Origin of the sequence: Lysinibacillus sp. RS10 (assembly GCF_041956855.1) — a bacterium.
Taxonomy (GTDB): Bacteria; Bacillota; Bacilli; order Bacillales_A; family Planococcaceae; genus Lysinibacillus; species Lysinibacillus xylanilyticus_A.
Window position 1 is genome coordinate 2424065 of the sequence record NZ_CP167122.1, and the last position, 20358, is coordinate 2444422.

At 35.9% G+C, this 20358-nt stretch carries 21 protein-coding genes, 2 pseudogenes and 1 riboswitch; of the genes and pseudogenes, 7 read left to right on the forward strand and 16 right to left on the reverse strand.

Features of this window, described 5'->3' with window-relative positions; translation table 11 throughout:
* Nucleotides 1–233 precede the first annotated feature (233 nt).
* The 5 genes from ACB089_RS12370 to ACB089_RS12390 form a co-directional block, all read right to left on the reverse strand.
* A complete protein-coding gene (locus ACB089_RS12370) occupies nt 234–746 on the reverse strand; it encodes a hypothetical protein (protein WP_374966668.1) in 513 nt (170 codons plus the stop codon).
* Nucleotides 743–1009, reverse strand: coding sequence for a hypothetical protein (locus ACB089_RS12375; protein ID WP_374966669.1), 267 nt, complete (start codon nt 1007–1009; stop codon nt 743–745). The genes ACB089_RS12370 and ACB089_RS12375 overlap by 4 nt, the downstream gene beginning before the upstream one ends.
* A 491-nt stretch (nt 1010–1500) precedes the next feature.
* A complete protein-coding gene (locus ACB089_RS12380; protein WP_374966670.1) occupies nt 1501–2013 on the reverse strand; it encodes a DinB family protein in 513 nt (170 codons plus the stop codon).
* A 112-nt stretch (nt 2014–2125) separates the two neighbouring features.
* A complete protein-coding gene (locus ACB089_RS12385) occupies nt 2126–3088 on the reverse strand; it encodes a tyrosine recombinase XerC (RefSeq protein WP_374966671.1) in 963 nt (320 codons plus the stop codon).
* A 365-nt stretch (nt 3089–3453) separates the two neighbouring features.
* Entirely contained in the window at nt 3454–3867 is a 414-nt protein-coding gene (locus ACB089_RS12390) for a hypothetical protein (protein WP_374966672.1), read from the reverse strand.
* Between the two features lie 126 nt (nt 3868–3993).
* Here ACB089_RS12390 and ACB089_RS12395 point away from each other — a divergent pair, with 126 nt between their 5' ends.
* The 4 genes from ACB089_RS12395 (at nt 3994) to ACB089_RS12410 (ending at nt 7574) form a co-directional block, all read left to right on the forward strand.
* Nucleotides 3994–4209, forward strand: a complete 216-nt coding sequence (locus ACB089_RS12395; protein WP_374966673.1) for a hypothetical protein — start codon at nt 3994–3996, stop codon at nt 4207–4209.
* A gap of 39 nt (nt 4210–4248) precedes the next feature.
* Entirely contained in the window at nt 4249–5739 is a 1491-nt protein-coding gene (locus ACB089_RS12400; RefSeq protein WP_374966674.1) for a circularly permuted type 2 ATP-grasp protein, read from the forward strand.
* Nucleotides 5693–6658: an alpha-E domain-containing protein gene (locus tag ACB089_RS12405; protein ID WP_374966675.1), complete on the forward strand. Its 966-nt coding sequence runs from the start codon at nt 5693–5695 to the stop codon at nt 6656–6658. Before ACB089_RS12400 ends, ACB089_RS12405 begins: the two co-directional genes overlap by 47 nt.
* Before the next feature lie 61 nt (nt 6659–6719).
* Nucleotides 6720–7574, forward strand: coding sequence for a transglutaminase domain-containing protein (locus ACB089_RS12410; protein ID WP_374966676.1), 855 nt, complete (start codon nt 6720–6722; stop codon nt 7572–7574).
* A 278-nt stretch (nt 7575–7852) separates the two neighbouring features.
* Here the strand turns inward: ACB089_RS12410 and ACB089_RS12415 are convergent, their stop codons facing one another.
* Both ACB089_RS12415 and ACB089_RS12420 read right to left on the reverse strand, forming a co-directional pair.
* The gene (locus ACB089_RS12415) at nt 7853–8197 is read right to left on the reverse strand and encodes a DUF6176 family protein (RefSeq protein ID WP_374966677.1); all 345 of its coding nucleotides are present in this window, start codon (nt 8195–8197) and stop codon (nt 7853–7855) included.
* Between the two features lie 43 nt (nt 8198–8240).
* Entirely contained in the window at nt 8241–8969 is a 729-nt protein-coding gene (locus ACB089_RS12420) for a DUF2087 domain-containing protein (protein ID WP_374966678.1), read from the reverse strand.
* Nucleotides 8970–9610: 641 nt separating this feature from the next.
* Here ACB089_RS12420 and ACB089_RS12425 point away from each other — a divergent pair.
* Nucleotides 9611–9733: a hypothetical protein gene (locus ACB089_RS12425; RefSeq protein WP_374966679.1), complete on the forward strand. Its 123-nt coding sequence runs from the start codon at nt 9611–9613 to the stop codon at nt 9731–9733.
* Nucleotides 9734–9872: 139 nt separating this feature from the next.
* Here the strand turns inward: ACB089_RS12425 and ACB089_RS12430 are convergent.
* The 3 genes and pseudogenes from ACB089_RS12430 to ACB089_RS12440 form a co-directional block, all read right to left on the reverse strand.
* Nucleotides 9873–10183 (reverse strand): annotated as a pseudogene (locus ACB089_RS12430) (DUF4158 domain-containing protein); the annotation flags it as partial.
* Between the two features lie 107 nt (nt 10184–10290).
* The gene (locus ACB089_RS12435) at nt 10291–11310 is read right to left on the reverse strand and encodes a DUF4179 domain-containing protein (RefSeq protein ID WP_374966680.1); all 1020 of its coding nucleotides are present in this window, start codon (nt 11308–11310) and stop codon (nt 10291–10293) included.
* Nucleotides 11307–11825: an RNA polymerase sigma factor gene (locus ACB089_RS12440; RefSeq protein WP_374966681.1), complete on the reverse strand. Its 519-nt coding sequence runs from the start codon at nt 11823–11825 to the stop codon at nt 11307–11309. The genes ACB089_RS12435 and ACB089_RS12440 overlap by 4 nt, the downstream gene beginning before the upstream one ends.
* 243 nt (nt 11826–12068) lie before the next feature.
* Here ACB089_RS12440 and ACB089_RS12445 point away from each other — a divergent pair.
* Nucleotides 12069–12623, forward strand: a pseudogene (locus tag ACB089_RS12445) (recombinase family protein); the annotation flags it as partial.
* Nucleotides 12624–12716: 93 nt separating this feature from the next.
* Here ACB089_RS12445 and queE read toward each other — a convergent pair.
* From queE to ACB089_RS12470, 5 genes are all read right to left on the reverse strand, one after another.
* Complete coding sequence (gene queE / locus ACB089_RS12450; protein ID WP_374966682.1) at nt 12717–13445, reverse strand: 7-carboxy-7-deazaguanine synthase QueE; 729 nt, start codon at nt 13443–13445, stop codon at nt 12717–12719.
* Nucleotides 13438–13911, reverse strand: a complete 474-nt coding sequence (gene queD / locus ACB089_RS12455) for a 6-carboxytetrahydropterin synthase QueD (protein WP_374966683.1) — start codon at nt 13909–13911, stop codon at nt 13438–13440. Before queD ends, queE begins: the two co-directional genes overlap by 8 nt.
* 3 nt (nt 13912–13914) lie before the next feature.
* Nucleotides 13915–14574 carry a 7-cyano-7-deazaguanine synthase QueC gene (queC, locus tag ACB089_RS12460; protein ID WP_374966684.1) on the reverse strand — a complete coding sequence of 220 codons (660 nt, stop codon included), beginning with the start codon at nt 14572–14574 and terminating at the stop codon, nt 13915–13917.
* Between the two features lie 354 nt (nt 14575–14928).
* A riboswitch (PreQ1 riboswitch) is annotated at nt 14929–14975 on the reverse strand.
* 516 nt (nt 14976–15491) lie between these two features.
* Entirely contained in the window at nt 15492–16694 is a 1203-nt protein-coding gene (locus tag ACB089_RS12465; RefSeq protein ID WP_374966685.1) for an RNA-guided endonuclease InsQ/TnpB family protein, read from the reverse strand.
* A gap of 578 nt (nt 16695–17272) precedes the next feature.
* Nucleotides 17273–18106: a tyrosine-type recombinase/integrase gene (locus ACB089_RS12470; protein WP_374966686.1), complete on the reverse strand. Its 834-nt coding sequence runs from the start codon at nt 18104–18106 to the stop codon at nt 17273–17275.
* Nucleotides 18107–18473: 367 nt separating this feature from the next.
* Here ACB089_RS12470 and ACB089_RS12475 point away from each other — a divergent pair, with 367 nt between their 5' ends.
* Complete coding sequence (locus ACB089_RS12475; RefSeq protein WP_374966687.1) at nt 18474–19268, forward strand: enoyl-CoA hydratase/isomerase family protein; 795 nt, start codon at nt 18474–18476, stop codon at nt 19266–19268.
* A gap of 47 nt (nt 19269–19315) precedes the next feature.
* Here ACB089_RS12475 and ACB089_RS12480 read toward each other — a convergent pair whose 3' ends face one another.
* Nucleotides 19316–20131: a hypothetical protein gene (locus tag ACB089_RS12480; RefSeq protein WP_374966688.1), complete on the reverse strand. Its 816-nt coding sequence runs from the start codon at nt 20129–20131 to the stop codon at nt 19316–19318.
* Nucleotides 20132–20358: the final 227 nt, after the last annotated feature.

Sequence of the window (20358 nt, forward strand, 5' to 3'; positions counted from 1 at the left end):
CTTTCGTCAAGCATTACAAAAAGGTTTAATTAAAAATACCTTTGTAGCCTTAGTCTTACGACATAAACAAAGCCATTGTTTTGAATAATATTGATCAAAACAATGGCTCTCTTCGATTTTTTAAGCGATTTTTAATAAAAAATTAGACTATTTACTTTCATTTAGTTTCGTTTTAGTGAAAATATCTCATAAAATATCTAAGTGACATTTAAATAAATGTCACTTAGAAAATACTATTTAATGGTTAGATCCTTAATTGTGATATTCATTCGCTTTGCAGAATCGATTATAATAGATCTAATCGTTTGAATATCATTTAAACTAGAAAGTTTTATTTGAAGTACTACTCCTACTCCACCTTTTAAATCACTCATATTCTCTACTTCTATTCTTAAGTCTTGAATAAGTTTATCTATAAAAGAAGTTATTTTATCGTTATTTCTTTTCCCAACATATAATGCAAACTTAATCTTATATTTTCTAACGGAAAGTAAATGCTGATTCAATGCCCAAATAAAATTATCTTTTTCAGCATCATAATAACTTGGATCTCCAAAAAATTTCCCTTCACCACAATATTGACAAATTGCTATATCACGAGTATGACGAACACCGATACCCGGTTGTTCAACATTCACATTAACTTCATAAGGGATAAACACATCATGTGAACAAAACCTACAAATAATAGGCTCATCAAAAATTGTAATACGACTTTTTTTCTGCATTAAATTACTTATACTCATTCTTTTAACACTTCCGAATACTCAATTATAGATACTTGTTTTTGTAATGTATGGTCAAATCGATTCTTTTCTTGAAACATACGGATATTACCACATGACGTGCAGTAAAATGATTGCATTGTGAGCTGGTCCTTCACCGATTCACCTAAAGGACTTAAATCCAGATAAACTTCACGATGTTGAAATTGATCGCTCTGACAAAATAAACAAATGAGCTGTTTGTCACGAATTTTTATTTGATATGTTCCTCTTCTTCTAACCATTCATTCGCCCCTATTCCAAAATACTACCCTCTATATTTAAAACGCATGAAACAAATACAGGTTCCAATTTTAAATAAATTTTCCATTTAAAAAATCTGTCTTATTAGTGAAAAACCCGTAGCGGAAATCAGAGCCTTTTAATTAATTAGAGTGGATAAAAAGGGTGAATCAACATACCTGATAACTTATCTACAAAAATCTAGAGCTTCATTATATAGAAAACTTTCAGTAGCGAATACTTTACCGATGCAACGAAAAAAAAGCCTAATTTCTTTATTTTAATGCTAAGAAATTGGCTTTTTAATATTGGAATTTCCTTAACGTTGTAAATCCGCATTTCCCTGACGCTACTCCAATAATCAGATTATCATTTTTGAAAAAAACATCAACATATTCCAGACAAGTTCTATTTCGATTGAATTTTTGCTTGCTAGTATCATTTCTTTAACGAACCGGCTTATATTGCTTGTATTCCGTCTCCTGTGAATTCATTAATGCTCAACCTCTAAACACATTTTGATTTCTAATATTTGCACGATATGTCGTTGCTCATGTAAATAAATTTGTTCAACCCATTGATCAAGAGGTAGTTCACCGAGTGCAAGATGCTTCACGGATTTTTCACCTAATATTGATTTATCTTCAATTGTATCAAGGAAAGTTGTTAATTTTTTTCTCGAATCGTTCAGCATCTCAATGATTTGCTGAACTGTAAATAAGTCTTCAGCCGGTTCAACAATTTTTGGAGCTGTCATTTTCTTTGTTCGATCTACGATAAGTTGAACATTTTTGCGTTCAGTTTGCTTACTATCTTCTTGTTTTAATCCCCAGGCAATCGCCTTTACTGAAGACTCTTCCACTAAAGCTAGGTGATGGCAAATTTGGGCGATACTCCAACTTTTTAAATCAGGTTTATCATTTAATTGACGATCACTTAATAACTCAATTTCCTTCACTAAAGTATTTCTCGTTTCACGCAGATGATCATTTATTAATGGATTCATAAACTACTCCCCTCACCAAAAGTTATTGGTTCTGTATAAAATCTATCCAATGTAATGTATTCTCTTCGATTACTTTGATTTCCTTTAAAATTTTGGAAAGTAGTTTTGAAAATTATCTTTCTCGCACAATATTGAACGGATTATTTTCGAGTACATGTTGCAGTTCTTCATCTTCAATATGTGTGTAGATTTGTGTCGTCGCAACACTTGAATGGCCAAGTATATGCTGGAGACTTCGAATATCTGCCCCTGATTTATACATCATCGTTGCGGATGTATGACGTAATTTATGTGGTGTCAGTCGTTCTTTTTGAAGCCCAGAATGCTGATTGATTCGTTTAACGATTTTAGCAACGGTTTGACGTGTAAAGCGTGTGCCCTTTTGTGAGACGAAAAGAGGCTCTTCTCCCTCTCCTTTATATGGTGCCTTTCCACTATTTTCATAGTCTGCAAGTGCCTGCATACAGCTATCATTCAAGTATACGGTACGTTCCTTATTACCTTTACCAACAACAGTTAAGTAGCGCCCTTGTATAGATGACCTATGGAGCGAACATAGCTCGGTTACACGAATCCCTAAATTTAAGAAAAACATCATCATACAATAATTTCTTGGAGATGCGCGATTTGGCTGGATGCCATCAATAAATTGAGTGGCTTCTTCAAGATTCATATAGATAGGTCTTTTTCGTCCAATCTTTGGTGTTTCTAATTCATCAGCGGGATTTTCCTCAAGAAGTCGGCGTTTTCCTTTAAGGTATTTAAAAAATGATTTTAACGTTGCCACCTTACGTGCTCTCGCGGATGCGGAATTTCCGCGCTGTACTTCGCAATACTCCATAAATAAATAAAGATCCTCCAGTGTGATCTCTCGGATTTCTTCTATTGTAATAGTAGAAATATCTATTTTCGTTATATCTGTTATATCAAGATCGTTCTGGATTGCTATGTAGAAACGAGAGAATAATGTCAAATCATATTCGTATTCTTTTCTTGTGCGCGGAGACTTCCCTTTAATCGTCGTTAAATAGACAAGGAAGTCTCTCATTATTTTAGGGAGCTTAGTCTTTTCCATAAAATCACCTCTATTTTCTCTATTTTACCACGAAAAAACGTTCCCAAATATAAATTTGGGAACTTTATGGTGAAAAAAGTGCCTTTTTTCCGTAAAACGGAACATACGTTTGTTTAATTGAGAGTAAAAAAAGATGATTCTCTTTATAAAGAAAATCACCTTTTTGAAAGTTTTTTTGAAAGATCTACTTTTTCATGCATAAAGTGCAAGGAAAATGAATATTAAAATCTAGTGTACTAAAATGCTGTGAGACGATTCGAAAAAAGAAAAGATGGGTAACTATACGTGTCGATTTATCTCACAATGCGCATGGAATTATCTGGTTTTGTTGATTCCGAATGCAATGTTTTCTGTGCGGAAGTGAATTACTTAACAAAAACACTATACGTCCCATCTACTTGTTTTGCTAGAGACCAGTTTGTTGATAGCATATGTTGAAGCTTCACGATAGTTTCCTCATTACAAGTTAAATGTTGGATTCCTGTTTCTAATAATTGATAATCCTTATCTTCTTCTAATGAAAAACGAAGATGCAGCAAACGCTGAATGCCTGGCAAAGTTACATATTTGATACGATAGTTACCATGCAGAGCGTCTAAGAACGATTGTTCCCCTTCTTTAAAAAGTGCCGTTGTTTCGGAAAATTCATAGTTTGGTACTTTTTCTTGCCAGGCTGATACTTCCCCTGTATGCAATGTGCCTACAATCTCTTCATCAGTTAAACCTAATTTTGAAAGCTTGTCTAACTCATAAGCTTGCATTAAATTAATGATTGTCATTTTTTCTAGCTCCTTTTATGTATTTATCTTCATTCCTCTAAAAGTGGAGAATGAATGCAGTTGTGGTTCCTTTTCAATTAGTGCCCTAACACAAACTGAAATAGAGTAACCCAGTCTAAGAACGCCATGTCCAGTCGCAATTTATCTGCGCAAAAGCAAAGCGTCAGCAACAAAATGTTTTCTGTGCGAAAGCGAAGCGACAGCAACAAAATGTTTTCTGTGCGAAAGCGAAGCGACAGCAACAAAATGTTTTCTGTAGCGAAAGCAAAGCGTCAGCTACAAATGTTTTCTGTGCGAAAGCAACAATTACGCCAATGCGAAATTGTTTCATATTTAGTTTAACACGTTTTCTCTACTACTTAAATTCGGAGGGCGATCCATATGATGAAGTTCTATGAATCTGGTTTGTATTTTGATGAAATGTTTGATGGCAATCAACCGAAGCCTCATTATCGGTCTTTCCACCATAAGCTCAATGCTTTTCCTAAGGAACAGTTAGATGAAAAATACCAACAAGCACAATCAAGCTTCCTTAGACAAGGCATTACATTTACCGTATACGGAGCACAAGGTGGCACAGAACGGACAATGCCCTTTGATTTTATCCCTATTATTATTCCACATGAACAGTGGGAAGTAATTGAAGCTGGTATGAAGCAACGTGTCAAAGCTTTAAATTGCTTTTTGCATGATGTCTATCATGAACAGTCCATTTTTGAGGATGGGTTTATTCCGAAACGGCTTATTGAAAACAATCCGTACTACTATAAAGAAATGCTTGGTGTAAAAGTACCGATCGATAATCATATTTTTTTAGCAGGCATTGATTTGATTCGTGATGAAAACGGTATTTACTACGTGTTAGAGGATAATTTACGTAATCCTTCAGGTATATCCTATGTTTTTCAAAATCGATATGTCATGAAGGAAGTATATCCTGAGTTTTTCTCTAAGCATTCCATCCAGTCACTCGACAAACAAATGGCCTTTATGAAAAAGGCACTACTTGCTCATCGACCACCTTGTATGAAGCCAGGTGTAGAACCTAAGGCTGTCCTATTAACAGCGGGCATGTATAATTCAGCTTATTATGATCATGTTTTCCTAGCTCAGCAGCTCAATATTCAGCTTGTTGAAGGGCATGATTTAGTCGTTCAAGATAATAAGGTGTATATGAAGACAATTTATGGCCTAGAGCAAATCGATATTATTTATCGTCGAATTGATGATGATTTCTTAGATCCTGTTGTTTTTCGAAAGGATTCTTTACTTGGAGTCCCTCATATCATGGATGCTTATAAAGCTGGAAATATTGCTATTTTAAATGCTGTTGGTAACGGTGTAGCCGATGATAAAGCGATGTATGCCTATGTGCCGGATATGATTCGCTACTATTTAAATGAGGAGCCTATTTTACGTAATGTGAAGACCTATCATTTAGATGATGACAGACAGCGAGCTTGGGTTCTTGAGCATATGAGAGAGCTTGTCATAAAAAATGTTAGTGCCTCTGGTGGCTATGATATGCTAATTGGTCCGCATGCGAGTGATGAAGAAATTACTAAATTTAAAGAAAAAATTATAGAAAACCCGATTCAATATATTGCTCAACCAACGATTAACTTGTCTAGAGCACCTGCTTTTCAGGATGGGAAATTCTATCCTTGCCATGTCGATTTGCGTGTATATGTCATGAAGGGTGATGATATTTATGTACTACCTGGTGGTTTATCTCGTGTGGCACTGAAAGAAGGTTCTTTAGTCGTGAATTCGTCACAGGGCGGAGGAGCAAAAGATACATGGATATTAAAGGAGGAATTACAGCATGCTAAGTCGAGTAGCCGATGCACTGTATTGGATGGCAAGATATAGTGAACGAACACAAACAAATGCACATATATTACAAGTACAGCTGTTGAATATGTTGGAGCAATCAGGTAAAGAAAATGAATACATCGACCATTGGGAAGCGGTGTTAGATATTTGTGCCTCGAAGGAAGAGTATTTGACTTTTTATGAATCCATTCGAGTTAATCTACTGATCGAATATCTTCTATTTTCTGATAAAAACTGTAACGCCCTTCATGCTACTTTACGTGCGGTTAGGGAAAATGCGCGGGTAACCCGAGATAGCATCCCGATTGAACTTTGGGAATTGCAAAATGCCTTTTATTTATCTTTACAGCAAGAAATAATCGGACGTGAAAGACCCATTCCACTTATCGTTCTGAATTCATTTTTGCAAAATGTTCGAAAGACATCGTTAACGGTTACTGGGCTTATCGAAGGCTCGATGGATCGAGATTTACCTTTTTATTACATGCACGTTGGGAAATGGTTAGAACGAGCTGAAAAGACAATTCGTATGGCTTTAATTATACTGGAGCAACATAAGGAAGTACCCATCTCCTTATTTGAAGCGGACGGAACGTTTTTACTTGATTTATCGGAGGCGACGGAGTCTTATTTGCGGAAGCATCGCCAAACAAATTTACTTTGTGTCATTCAATATTTATTACAGGATAAGCACTTCCCACGTTCAGTGATGTTTTGCTTACAAAAATTAGAGGAATCGTTAAGTTGTTTAGAAAATGATCCTATTTCAGCAAGATATATAGAGCTTCATACCCCATTAAAGAATTTATTATTTGCCATGATGAATGTGGACTTATGGAATATTACCTTAGAGGAAACGATTCTGTTAATGGAGGAAAGATTGTGTCAATGTATTGATTTTGGAAATACATTTGCAACAATTTATCATTTATATGAACCCAGCGTACAACCTTGAAAGGAATCAACCACAGCTCCCTTTCAACAAGCAAGTCAGTAATCAAAAGGAAGCGGACACCATGAAATTTGAAATTCAACATACTAATATTTTTCAATATGAGTCTGAAGTCGATCAAAGTTTAAATACTATCCGCTTGAAGCCAAGAGGTGATGAGCGTCAGCGCTTATTATCCTATCGAATTGCCATTACACCTTCATCTTTAACGCGTGAGCATACAGATATTTGGGGCAATACGGTTGGCACTTTTTATATACCTGAGCAGCATCAAGAGCTAGAAATTCAAACGACATCTATTGTCAGCATTCAACGTGCACCCTTTATTCATCGCATTCAATATTCACACGAGATGCAAACAATTTTTCATTCTCAGCTGTTTTATGAGCATTATTTGCCCTATTTAAAGTCTACACATTTTACGTATATGACAGAAATTCAGTTAGAGGAAGTTTATCATGCGATTGGTCATGCGGAAAATCCGGTGCTATTTTCGCTGAATTTAATGCAATATTTATACTCGACATTTGAATATGATCCTGGTGCGACTGATGTTACGACAACTGCAAGTCAAGCCTTTGCCATTAAGCGAGGTGTTTGTCAGGATTTCACCCATGTCATGCTTGCGGTATTAAGAGCAAAAGGAATTCCAGCTCGCTATGTTAGTGGTTATTTATATGTTGATGAAAACTCTGCTTTGGTCGGTGATATTGCAACCCACGCTTGGGTCGAAGTCATGATACCAGGAATCGGCTGGATTGGCCTAGATCCAACTAATAATGTAGAAGTATTAGAAAATCACATTATTTTATGCATTGGCCGTGATTATTCCGATATCAGCCCGGTTGAAGGTGTTTATTCAGGTGGAAAACATGATTTAACAGTTAAAGTGAGCGTCAAAGCAGTGAATCATTTGTAACAAAGAAGTGCTATAGTTAAAATTATACCCCTGATTTGCTACGCTAAGCAGAAGAATCAGGGGTTTTATTAAGATCATTCGTAGTCGCCCTCACTAACTTTTATCTCGCTAATCGCCTTTGAAGCATTTTCAATATAACACAAAACGAACGTTTGTACTACTATATTTTCTGTTTTTTAGTTTATAAGTAATTATCTGGTTCCATGAAAATTTTTTTCACCAGAACTTCCAACGGGATTTTGGTGGAATTTTTATGTATAAACGTAATACTAAAATTTTTATTGCATAGATTTTTGTATTTTTTCAGGTATCATTATTACTTCAGTTTTTAAGTCCAATGAGCCAAACGTTTCATCAATACATTCATCCCAGTATTCCAAATGCTTTTTATCTATCCAGTGTTCAGATTGTTCTACATCTTGCCCACCTTCCCCTCGAACTGAATACCAGTATAAATATTCCTCGCCCTTTAATATCTCTCTAAAAATAGTTTCAACATACATTTTTTCACCTTCAAGGGTTACTAAAACATCTTTCATGTTGTCGTTCAAAAATTTTAACCATTCATCCACTCGTTCAGATTTACTTTTTTTAACTCGATAACGTGTTAATTCTACGTTCATTTTTCGCCCTCCATTACTTTACAATTTCATCTTATAAAACCCTCTACATTTTCAAAGCATATTCAGAACCATCATCATTTCGATTCATAAACCCATACTCGATTAAATGACGGCGTAACGAAACAAAATCTGCATGAACCGTTTTTAGTATTTCATTCACTTCTTTTTCTGAATACGTTTTTCCTGCTTCAAAGCGTTTCACAATATGCTGTAAAATAATTAGTTTTTTCTTTTCTTTACTAGGGATTGTCGTAATTTCACCTTCAAGCCCATTTTTGAAATACGTTTTCAAGACTTTATCACGTTCTTCCTGTTCTACTCCATAACGTTCATCCACTTGTTTAGCCCCTTTATGAACCAAATAATTTTCTGGTTCTTTTAATAGTTGCATCAGAGCAAGAAATAACTTAGCTTGTCTTTCCTTTTCTCTTAATTTAAAACGATGCTGGCGTACCGTTGATACACTCGTTAAATTACTCTGACTTACAATGTCTTTATCAGATGTACCTTCATAAAAATACTTTATCATTTCAATTTGTACATCAGATAAACCAAGTATTTTTTTATCTAATGAGAGCATTCCATGAAAAGGTGAACGATGATGCAACGTAATATGATTTTTCATCATTCCTTTAGCTGTTAAAAATTGCTCATTCATTGGATACACGTGGTCATCGTCAAAAGTTGTCTCGCAGAATAAACAGTGGTACTCATTATTAATCAATTGATAACCTTTAATTAAATCCTCTAATGAAATATCTAGAACTTCCACCAAATCCCCTCCATAAAACTAATTTTAATTAAGTTTATATATAAATAAACAAAAAGTAAATATGTTTATAAAAATGTTCTATTCTTTCGGGGTTCAATCATACTCGTTTTAAATAATAATAAAATTGAATAACATTCCCAAAGCTGAACTTGGGGTACATTTCATTAAGCGTCTATTTATATGTTACCGCCATTCAGAACAAGTGGATCGAACAGTCCTCTTTAAAATGATTTCTCACAGCGTCTCAGTGTGTTATTTTCTATAAAAAACAGCGACAAACACTGTTAAACCGGTGTTTGTCGCTGTTTGAAATGTTACCAAATTTTACGATTATTCATTAAATAAGGAGAAGAAAGCAAATCCCCCATTCAAAATAATGTCTCGATTGTAGAAAAACGAAAAAGACTACCCAGTAATAGCTGGGCAGCCTATAAGATTAAGACAATTAAATAAAAAACAGCTAAGACTTAGTGAAGATCTTAGCTGCTGAATCGAACATTCCCTATGTCTTATTTAGAAACATTATTTAATATTAAAATGAATCAATTATGCAACTTAATAGCAATCTAAATATGTTAAAATTAACCCAACCTTATCTTAAAGGAGAATTTTAATAAAAAAGCTATACAGGAGGAACAAACATGAGCTTGAAACGTACAACAAAGAGAAAATCCACACAGCCACACACCAAAGTAACTAATCATGGATTTGACAAAACGATTAAGAAAATTGATAAGGCGATTGCTCTGCTTGAACGAAAATAGCTCAATTAGTAAACTTCGAAAAACCTTTATAGATTAAAATAAAAAAACTACAAATTGTGGTTTTCTCTATTGATTTTTAAATAATAGTTTCTAAATGACGTAATCTTAAATTAGTGAAAAAAATAATATTAGATTACCTAACCATTCGTTCTAGTGTTGTTAAAGCTGGAAAAATAATTTTATTTTTTCTTAAGAATTCAAAACACGCATTTATTAAATACACCATTTCCCCGTTTTCTAAGACAAGGGGCGCAAGATGCTTCGACGTAAAACAGCGAGCTGCACTGCAAAACCTAATCGATTTTCTTCACGTCTTCGTTTATGAATTACTTACAAATCCTGCATTGAAAAAGTATAATACGTTCCTAAGTTCCATGCATCTGTATGTAATTCCATCATTTCATTTCGTTGATTTTCTGTTAGTAGCTCGCGTCCTCTTAAAGTTTTCATGATTCACCAACCCTGTAATTAATATTAAAAACAGCAAATCAACTGTCATTAAAAATGACAGTGGACTACTTATAGTAAAATAATTTCTTTTAAATTCTCCGTACAGTTTACTCTTTCTCCACTAATTTTAATTCTTCATACCCCTTCACTTTTAATGAAAGTGATGACTTTTCATTCCACACACTGTAAGGGAAAACAAGGCTAATCACTGTTTGCTGTTCTTCATTTAAGCGTTCGAAATTTGCGCTTTTTGCATAGAAGGATTCCCCATTTCCATTTACTAATGCTGTTTCAAAAATATCATTTTCATCTTCATTTATACCATTAATTTTATAACTCACTTGCATCGAACCATTTGTTATGCTAGCTTGTTCTAATGTTAAACCAGGAACTGAATTTTCTGCTACATACACTTGTTTAACCACGTTTGCAGATGTTAAATCAAATGCCCACTTGCCATCAACGGATGTACTACCTCCGTCCTTGTTGAAAAAATGCACGGCTTCAACAACCAATTGAGCACCTTCTAAAGATGGAGCAGTTGTCGTAGTTGACTCCTCAAGTAGTTCAAGTGTTGCGATATTATTTTTCACATCTGTAAGTTGGAATTCTCCACCACTATAAATCCCTGGACCTGCAATTTCCTTTGTATCCGATACAAGAGCATTGATCTCTTTACCATCTGCGTCAAAAAGACGGTATTCAAAGCTTAAGTAGTTTAAGTTGTCCTTCGAAATATGATCTGATTCAATTGTTAACTGTAGACCTAGGCGATAGGCGTCTGCAAAAAAATTAGCTAATGTAATGGTAATATTTTCAGACTTCTCTGTTTGCCCAATATATTGTAAATCACCATTTTCAACAGCTGTTTCTAAACCTGGGTCGTTAATGCCTAAAAAAGCTTGTAACTTTGCTAATGCTGTATCGTTGGTTAATAAGACAGCCGAACTTAATGTAAGTGCTGCCACCGCTGCTGAGAATGGTTTTAGCCATGATTTTTTTGCTTTTTTCTTGGGTTGCTGACGAATTTGTTCGTATGATTGGTCAAAAGCAGAACGAATTGAAGCAGGTAATTCTTGCTCCTTATTCATATCCTCGCGTACTAAGTCATCCGCATTACGTTTCATATTAAATTAGCTCCTTCCATATAATACGTATTTTTCAATTGTTTTTTGGCCCTTGAAATACGTGATTTTATGGTGCCTTCGGATTCATGTAGAAATTCACTAATTTCCTTCGTAGTAAAGCCGTTTACATAATAAAGCGTTAGTACAATCCGGTGATTGTTATCTAAACTATTTAGTGCATCGTCTAGCTCCAACGACAAAAAATCTTGATGTGATAAATTATTGAGAACTGTTTCATCCATTGTAGCTAAAGGTTTATTTTTTTTCATAAAGCGGTAGGAATTGTTCAATAAAATCCGACATATCCACGTATTAAAATACTGTCCCTTTTTCAACGTTGCGATTTTTTCAAATGCGGTCATAACGGTTTCTTGCAATAAATCCGCAATGTCCTCATCCTTTAAACCTAGTCGTTTTGCTGTGCGATACAAAATAAGTTCATATTGCTGAATCAGCTGTATAAATGCTTCGCCATCTCCTTTCTGCGCTTTCTTTACTAAAATGTCATTCTCCATTACCAGCACCTCTCTTTTCCTTACAACCGTTAGAGCATTTGAAAGGATATTTAGTTGCATAGAATTTAATATTTTTTTATATCATGTTCTAATCTCGAAAACGATTTTTTTTGAGACGTTTTCATTAGGCTACTTTTTTTACTGTATTTTGTATAAATGCTGTTTCAAAACTTTGCTCAAAATCTATGTTTCATAAAGCACCCTTTATGATATTATATCTGTAATATCGAAAGGGAGAAATCTGTGACTTCGTATATTTATGGCTATGCACGAGTGAGTACACGACAGCAAGAATTGATTCAACAGTTGGACTTACTAAAACAATACAATTGCCACGAGATTTTAACAGAGAAAATGTCTGGAACGAAAGCAGAACGTCCGGGGTTAAATCGTTTGAAGGACAAATTGCAACCAGGAGAAATGGTAGTCGTAGAAAGCTTTTCCCGATTATGTAGAAGTACGAAGGATTTAATTGAATTAGTTGCTTATTTTGAAGAAAAGATAAAGCTACTTAGCATTAAAGAAAACTTTAATACTTCCACGCCACAAGGGAAATTAATGATGACTGTCTTTCAAGCGTTCAGTCAGTTTGAACGTGATTTAATTGTCCAGCGAACAAAGGCAGGATTAAATAGTGCAAGAGCAAGAGGTCGCAAAGGTGGTCGTCCTAAAGTAAATGAAAGAGAGCTGAAAAAGGCACTCAAATTATATAAATCTGAACAATATAGCGTCAGTGAAATTGTTGAAATGACCGGAATTAGTCGCGCTACAATTTATCGCAATTTAAAACAAGAGCAGCACAACATTTAGAGTTGAGCATGCTCTCGTTTTTAATCCATTTTTCCTTAACGTTGTAAATCCGCATTTTTCTGACGGGACCCCGTAATGGCACTATACGCCTCTTTTATTCCCCCAAACAAGCGCATGCAACTGTGGCAGTACTTTGACATCTCTTAATTCCTCATCCTTAATCACTCGATCAATCAGCGCATGATATTTATCTAATAAATGTAGTATTAATCGTGAATTGTCAGTCGTCGTGAGATCATCATTACCGACTTGTAGATAAAAAGGAATCATTGGATACCGGTGGTGAATTTGTTTAGCATAATCGTAATCATCTTGATTAAAGACGACTATTTTGAGGGATATATGATAATTACTGTTTCGATTTTTAAGTTTTTCAAAGATATCAGAGAGCACCGAATAGTCTGTAGTCATTCCAGAACTAGGTGGCTTTGGTGAAATTGTCAACTCATCAATCTCATACATCCATTTTTGCCACCTACTTCCCTGTGTTTCCACCCCTATCTGTATGTCATTTTCTTTTAAAATGGCAATGAGCTTCTCCAAATTTTGGATGAGTGCAGGATTGCCGCCTGAAATCGTGACAAATGAAAAGCCATTGCCTCCAAGACGTTTCAACTCAGACCAAATCTCTTCCGCTGTCATATGGACAATAAGATGCTTTCCGCTGCCATCCCACGTAAACGATGAATCACACCAAGAACAGGAATAATCACACCCGGCAGTTCTCACAAACATTGTCTTTTGGCCAACTACCATTCCCTCACCTTGAATCGTCGGTCCAAAAATCTCGATAACCGGTATCTTACTCAACTTCCATCCACTCCCGTCTCGCTTCTGCATAGCTTGTCGGGGTTTCATATAGCCTGATAAACTCTACACGCGAACCGTTATATCTTTGTTCATCAAGTAAGGCCGCAGCCAACTTTTCGTAAATCCAAACAACAATGTTCTCTGCCGTCGTATTCATGGGTGGAAGCGTTTCATTGAGATAACGGTGATCCAAATGTATCTCTATTTTTTCTTTCCATATTCCTTTGATATCGCCAAAATCAATCATCAAACCGCGTTCATCTGTGTATCCACTCAGTCCTAATACTACGCGATACGTATGACCATGTAGGTTTTTACATTTCCCCTCATAATTATGTAAATGATGGGCAGCATCAAAGGTAAATTCTTTGCTTACGAGAACACGCTTTGCATGATAGTTTAATTGATTTCTTTGAATATCTTCATCTATTTTTTGGAGCTTATCGACGATTCTAAAATCTGGCATGCCTTAAGACTCCTTTCTGTAACTCAAATACTCATCAAGCCCATTTTTTCGCAGTTTACATGCTGGGCATTCACCACAGCCATCTGCAATTACACCGTTATAGCAAGTCAACGTTCTTTCCCGAACAAATTCAAGTGCCCCAAACTGATCAGCAAGCTCCCATGTCTGTGCCTTATTCAGCCACATCAATGGTGTATCAATCACAAAGGAATCATCCATCGATAAATTTAACGTTACATTCAAGGATTTAATAAAAACATCTCGGCAATCTGGATATCCGCTAAAATCTGTTTCACAAACGCCAGTTACAATATGCTTAGCTCCTACTTGGCTCGCTAAAACGCCTGCAAATGAAAGAAAGAGAAGATTTCGGCCAGGTACAAAAGTAGATGGAAGCTCACCATTTTCTCCGTCTTCTACCTTTATGTCTTGTCGTGTCAATGCATTCGGAGCAAGCTGATTTAGGAGTGACATATCAAGAATGTGATGCTTGACACCGAGCTCCCCTGCTATCATCTTCGCACATTCAATTTCAAGAAGATGCCTTTGACCATAATCAAAAGTTACTGCCTCAACCTCTTCAAAACGTTCTTTTGCCCAGAACAAACAAGTTGTGCTGTCCTGACCTCCACTAAATACAACAATTGCTTTTCCCTGCTTCATCTATAAAACTCCCTTGTATCAAAAACCAGCACTCTAAGAAAAGTACTGCTTTCTTCTTAGTTTTTTTTAGAGGGTAGCTAAATACCTCTTTCTTCATTGAACTATTCAAGTCCGCATTTCAATTTATTCTGGATTAAGATTGTGATTCGTTAAACGAAATATGAAAATAGTGTACTTTGGTTACCCAATAAAGTTAAATCTGTCAGTCCTTCTTCATGGCTTTGGTCAAACAAAAAACCTCCTTGTAAAATGTTTCCCAACACTTTTCAAGAGAGGCATCACCAATCATTCTAATAAAACATAAGTAAAAACATAAAAAAAGCCACGTCCGATATGGACATGGCATATTATCATGTTTCCATAGTTTTTTATAGAGGGTATCAGCTATGAACCTCTCCCGTTCTAGTTCGGGCATTCTTTTTTCAATATAATACATAAAATAGTACAAAACGTCAAATGATTTTTTTATAAAGTCTTCTCATAAATGCTTCTCTGGAAAAACTACTGTTATACTGCCCTCTATTTTAGTAGTACACTAAACACTTTGCTGAGCTTAGATTCATTACTATTTTTTCAAACAGAATAACCTCAACTATTTATGATGTGTTCTCCTTAAGGACGCTTAATAACAATTCAATACAGACGAAAAAACTATCCATTTCTATTCAAAACGCCCCTGTCTTTCAGTAAGCACCCACTTTCGAACATAGCCGATACGAAAAACATATACATTTCTTAAAAAATGTAGACATCTCTACTGTGACACAACTTATATCTTCTGACTTTCGTATTTATGTCTTCCTTATTCTCCGAGCCTGGTTTCGCCGAAGCTACTGCCATTTAGTATGACTCTCCAAAGGCTTAAATTCCGCAGTATCGTTGCGTACACATCTAAGGCTTAGTTTCAGTTAAGCTTCTTAGATTGAATAATTTGCTAAGTTAATGCTTGCGTTCAAATCTCTATCCATCTTTAATCCGCAAGAGCAGATAAATAATCTGTCTTTCAGTCTCAAATCGGATTTGACTTGTCCACAAGAAGAACAAGTTTTTGATGATGGAAACCATCTGTCGGCTTCAACAAATTCAATTCCGTATTTTTTACATTTGTATTGAATTTGCCGTTTGAATTCATATAACTTTTGCCTGGCTACCGCCTTCGCCAGATGTTTATTTTTCATCATACCTTTTACATTTAAATGTTCCATTACAATACGAGATGGCTTGGTTTTCACAATCTCATTAGAACACTGATTTAAATGATTTGTTCGGATGTCGTTAAGTCGCTTATATAAATTACGGATTTCAGTGTTTTGTTTTTGAATATTTTTCATATTCTTTAAAGGTATTTTATAGATTGGCTTTCGTTTTTTAGTATACGCTTTCGTGTTGGCTTCAAGCTTACGAGCTAGTTGTCGTTGTTCTCGCTTCAACTTTCGCTCTAATCGTTTGACTTCTTTGGTTTTGTTGATGTTCTCTTTGAACTCACCATTAGAACAAACTGCCAATTTTTTGATACCCACATCAATTCCTAAACTCTCATCTGTCAAATTAAATTGCTCAAATTCTTGCTCATATCCAATGGATAAGAACCAATTTCGTCCGTCAAATGAAATACGTGGATTCGAATATTTATGACCTTTTTTAAGCTTAGGAAGCGCATTGCAGGTTTTTACACTGCCAACCTTTTCACCTCTAAAACCTTCACCTGTTCGTTTTAAACTTTCATAATTTACATAAAAACTAACTTTACTTCTTCGTCTGCTTTTGAACCTTGGCTTTTCAGTCATGCCTTCGAACCAACGCTTTCTAGCAATATCGGCATCTTTCACCGCCTGTTTCATCACATTGCTTCCGACTTCCTTCAGCCATTTATGCGTTGTTGGTTTCAGCTCGTTATTGATTTTCTTACGAACTTCGCCCTCTTTGACTGTACGCTTCTCGTCGTTATAAATACGTTCGCTTTCAGCCAAGAAATAATTGTAAGCCCATCTCGCAGTCCCCGCAGACTTCCAAAACAAAACCTCTTGTTCTTTAGTTGGTTTTAGTCTGATTTTTGTCCCTAGCGTGACAACATTTACACCAACATGTTTAGCAAATTTCCCAATGGACATTAATTCCATGCGTACCACCTCTCTTTCACTAGGATAAAATCACTTTACCCTATTTAGAGAGGTTGTTAACATTTTTATATTTGTATCTATTTTTCTTGTTCACACAAAGGCGCAACCCTTCATGCAGTCTTTCTCTCACGAGTAGACCTCTTATGCTTTCACATAAGCGCAGACTATATCTTCATCTTATCTTCTGATAAGAGCCACAGTTTTCTTCCGCCATTCGCTTGCGGTTTTACTCTCCCTCAAGGAGATAGTCGTTGAACGTCTTCCATGTCTCAATAGAGATTTAGGAGTTCGCTGCTAAACATCCATTGTCAAAGCACTTAGCGCTACCGTTTTCCGTTGTCACGATGATCCTTTACGGACACTGAGTAATTTTTTTCAGCTTATGCCATCCTTGTTGTTTTTTCTACTTTCGCACCGTTACGTCTGCCGTTTCCAGCTCCGCGTTGGTCACAAGGCTTTAGGAGTTAAAAGCAATTAACGTGGAGTTCGCACCAATCGCTTGATACGAAGGGTATTCTGTTATAAATCTATATTTCTATACAGGTTTGTATAGTTTTGCCTAAATTTGTCGTAACAGTTTAGTTACCCATCTTTTCCTGAATATTTTCGATTGTTTTTTCACTTTGGAATGCCTTTTGCATGACCGTGTAGCGCAAATCTGTTGCCCTCACATTTGTTCCGATATCCTTTGACATCGTTTGGAAAATTCGCTCAATTGTTTTCGTTGAGATGGATTTTGATTGACTAGCCTCGCTAACCCAAACCCATTCCCCCAGTTTTTCTTCATGTAATTTCTCTGTTGCCTCTTGATAATGTGTTAGCATGTCCATTAAGATCGGAGAAAGTTTTATTTCTCGACGCCCGTTGTGGTTAGAAATGTAGATGAAGGAAGAGTCGATGTTTAGATGCGCCCATTTCATTCGAACAAGCTCAGCTGGTTTACATCCTGTTTCCATCAGCATTTGGACAATGCAGCCATTACGTCTTGCTAGCCACGCATGTTCCATCGTTTTCGCGAATTGAAAATAAGTCGGCCAGACATTTGTAATTTGCATCAATTGCTTCTTTGTCAGTACTTTTAATGCCTCTTTATGCCTCTTTTTTGGTTGTAAAATGCTCTCGTAATCAAAAGGCTCCACCCACTCTCGTAAAAAGACAAAGTCTACAAAGCCTCGCAATGTAGCAATTTTATGATTAAATGTGTTGACATTTTCATAGGTTTCCTTCAGATAATTACTATATATAAATAACAATTCTTTTAAATGACGATCCACATGCAAGTAGTTTTTTTCATGAGCAAACGCTAAAAATTGCTGTCCATCGATATTGTACTGCTTTTTTGTAGCAGCACTTTTCTTTAAAGAGTTTAAAAGTAATAAATAGCTGTTCCATGCCGCCTCTAGTGTGACCATCTGGCTCCCTCCTTGTTAGCTGTGCGTGTTTTATCAATAGTTTACTATATTTTGGGTGCGTACGTTTAATTTATTTATATAAATTGCAATGTCGGATAATCTGTATTATTCAAACACGATCCCACTTCAAGTGTTCAAATGCTCCTTTTACAAAGAAGAAACAAATGTTCCTACAGCAGTGTCTCATATCTTTTGTTTTCTTACAATAGCAATTTTCCGTACTCTGTAGTAGTACAATTTCTTTGAAATGACCCTATTCTTGTATAACAAGGATAATTTACATGAAAATTCGTATAATTTAGTGTTTAATACGGTTTCTGTTATATAATAAGTGTATTAAATTTCAACTATAGGGGGATTATCAAGTATGCAAGTAAAAACAACTCGACTTGAGGCAGAAGAAGCAAAAATTATTTATCAAGAAACAGCTGGGCTAGCGATTATTACGATTCACCGCCCCCAGGCTAAAAACGCACTTACAGCGAATATGTGGGATCAATTAGCCAAAATTGCCCTTCAAGTATTAGATAATCCGAAAAATAAAGTATTGATTTTACGCGGATCTGGTGAAAATTTTACTGCTGGCTCTGATATTAAAGAATTCAACGCCATTTCCCTTGAAAAAGCGGAAGAAGCCTTTGTACATATGGAAAAAACGATTTCCACTATTGAACGTTTACCAATTCCAACAATCGGCGTCATTAATGGTCCCGCAATGGGTGCTGGCTTAGAGCTCGCTTTAGCTTGTGACATCCGTATTGGCTCCGAGAAAGCAAAGCTTGGGATTCCTGTCGGTAAATTAGGGATTACCTTAAATAACAAATTTGCACAGCGTTTAGTACAACTTGTAGGCCCATCAACTACGAAGGATTTAGTTTTTACCGGTCGCATGTTTAAAGCAGAAGAAGCCTTTAAACTTGGTATGCTTAATTATTTAGTAGCTGAAAAAGATTTAAATAAATACATGATTCGCATGGGTAAGCTTGTGGCTGGGATGTCACCAGAATCGTTACTAGCCGTGAAGCAATCTGTTCAAGAATGCATGGACAGTGTGCCATCATTATGGAACGGTTCAACACCGTTTGTAGGAAACGATTTTGCAGAAGGTTGCCGTGCATTTGTCGAAAAACGTCAGCCTCAATTTACACGTCAATCAAAATAAAAAATATGTACTCTGCTCGCCTTCGTTGCGAATGGAGTACCTATTTTTTATGATTTTCGCTTAATTACTACCGACTTAATGTGAAGATGAATTGCATCTAATTCATAACCAAAATGCTGAGAAAATTCTGCCTGTATCGTTTTCTGTAATTCATATAATCGGTCTGGTAATGAATAGTTGATTGGTAGCTTAAGTTGTAATGTAATCGTTGCTTGCGCTAGCTCACCAAAGATAAATTGTACTTGCTCGACCTTGTGTACGATATTTTGTTTTGCACAGCAATACGTTAGTAACTCCACATAAACATGCCTGTCAATAGCTATATATTCCTGTTGGAAATCAGGGCGAACAATTGTCGTCTCCCCTATTTTTTCACGTTTTGAAGAGAAAATCTCCTTCCCTTTTTGCACGAGCCGTTTAAAAAAGTTTTGCTCGACTTGGCGGTATGGTATTGGCATGACGTGTTTCCCTTGCGTCTGTCGAATAAAGCGAGCTTTGGCGATTTCTTTTGGCGAACGTACATCCTCGACATAGTAATATTTCTCGATAGGATCAAGATCTAGCTGTCGAGCGATCGTCTTCGTCATTTTATCGGACGTGCCGATTATTAAAATCGATTGTACTTTATATGTATCAAGTGCTTTTTTTACTTCCTCACGGTGGATATCGTCAGTAAAAATGGCTCTCCGAACTGCTGTAATCGTATTTTTCTCAAACTTGGCCGAGATTCCCGCTACCTTCACACCATTTACAATTAAAAGTCCATCATCAATAAGAGCCTCTACACCGATTTTATGGGCAAAAACAAGTGCGCTTGTACTTTTCCCTGTTCCGCTTGGGCCACTTAACGAATTAACATTCATAGTTTTCATAGCCTCCCTTCCATTTCATTATCATAGCAGAAATGTTATTCATTTTCCGTCAAAAATATTATTTCCAGCATTAGCAAAATTATTTCCGCTAGCCTACGCACACATCTTGTCCATTATTTAAATATATTCTTTTTTCAGAATAACTTTCCCTTTATGTGTTTTAGTATGATAAAATGTGTACTACTATTCTGTTATACAACTATAAGGAGTGTACTAGT

Coding starts and splice junctions, on each gene's coding strand:
- ACB089_RS12370 (WP_374966668.1), bottom strand. CDS start 746: ATGAGTATAAGTAATTTAATGCAGAAAAAAAGTCGTATTACAATTTTT.
- ACB089_RS12375 (WP_374966669.1), bottom strand. CDS start 1,009: ATGGTTAGAAGAAGAGGAACATATCAAATAAAAATTCGTGACAAACAG.
- ACB089_RS12380 (WP_374966670.1), bottom strand. CDS start 2,013: ATGAATCCATTAATAAATGATCATCTGCGTGAAACGAGAAATACTTTA.
- ACB089_RS12385 (WP_374966671.1), bottom strand. CDS start 3,088: ATGGAAAAGACTAAGCTCCCTAAAATAATGAGAGACTTCCTTGTCTAT.
- ACB089_RS12390 (WP_374966672.1), bottom strand. CDS start 3,867: ATGACAATCATTAATTTAATGCAAGCTTATGAGTTAGACAAGCTTTCA.
- ACB089_RS12395 (WP_374966673.1), top strand. CDS start 3,994: ATGTCCAGTCGCAATTTATCTGCGCAAAAGCAAAGCGTCAGCAACAAA.
- ACB089_RS12400 (WP_374966674.1), top strand. CDS start 4,249: ATGATGAAGTTCTATGAATCTGGTTTGTATTTTGATGAAATGTTTGAT.
- ACB089_RS12405 (WP_374966675.1), top strand. CDS start 5,693: ATGCTAAGTCGAGTAGCCGATGCACTGTATTGGATGGCAAGATATAGT.
- ACB089_RS12410 (WP_374966676.1), top strand. CDS start 6,720: ATGAAATTTGAAATTCAACATACTAATATTTTTCAATATGAGTCTGAA.
- ACB089_RS12415 (WP_374966677.1), bottom strand. CDS start 8,197: ATGAACGTAGAATTAACACGTTATCGAGTTAAAAAAAGTAAATCTGAA.
- ACB089_RS12425 (WP_374966679.1), top strand. CDS start 9,611: ATGAGCTTGAAACGTACAACAAAGAGAAAATCCACACAGCCACACACC.
- ACB089_RS12435 (WP_374966680.1), bottom strand. CDS start 11,310: ATGAAACGTAATGCGGATGACTTAGTACGCGAGGATATGAATAAGGAG.
- ACB089_RS12440 (WP_374966681.1), bottom strand. CDS start 11,825: ATGGAGAATGACATTTTAGTAAAGAAAGCGCAGAAAGGAGATGGCGAA.
- queD (WP_374966683.1), bottom strand. CDS start 13,911: ATGCCAGATTTTAGAATCGTCGATAAGCTCCAAAAAATAGATGAAGAT.
- queC (WP_374966684.1), bottom strand. CDS start 14,574: ATGAAGCAGGGAAAAGCAATTGTTGTATTTAGTGGAGGTCAGGACAGC.
- ACB089_RS12465 (WP_374966685.1), bottom strand. CDS start 16,694: ATGGAATTAATGTCCATTGGGAAATTTGCTAAACATGTTGGTGTAAAT.
- ACB089_RS12470 (WP_374966686.1), bottom strand. CDS start 18,106: ATGGTCACACTAGAGGCGGCATGGAACAGCTATTTATTACTTTTAAAC.
- ACB089_RS12475 (WP_374966687.1), top strand. CDS start 18,474: ATGCAAGTAAAAACAACTCGACTTGAGGCAGAAGAAGCAAAAATTATT.
- ACB089_RS12480 (WP_374966688.1), bottom strand. CDS start 20,131: ATGAATGTTAATTCGTTAAGTGGCCCAAGCGGAACAGGGAAAAGTACA.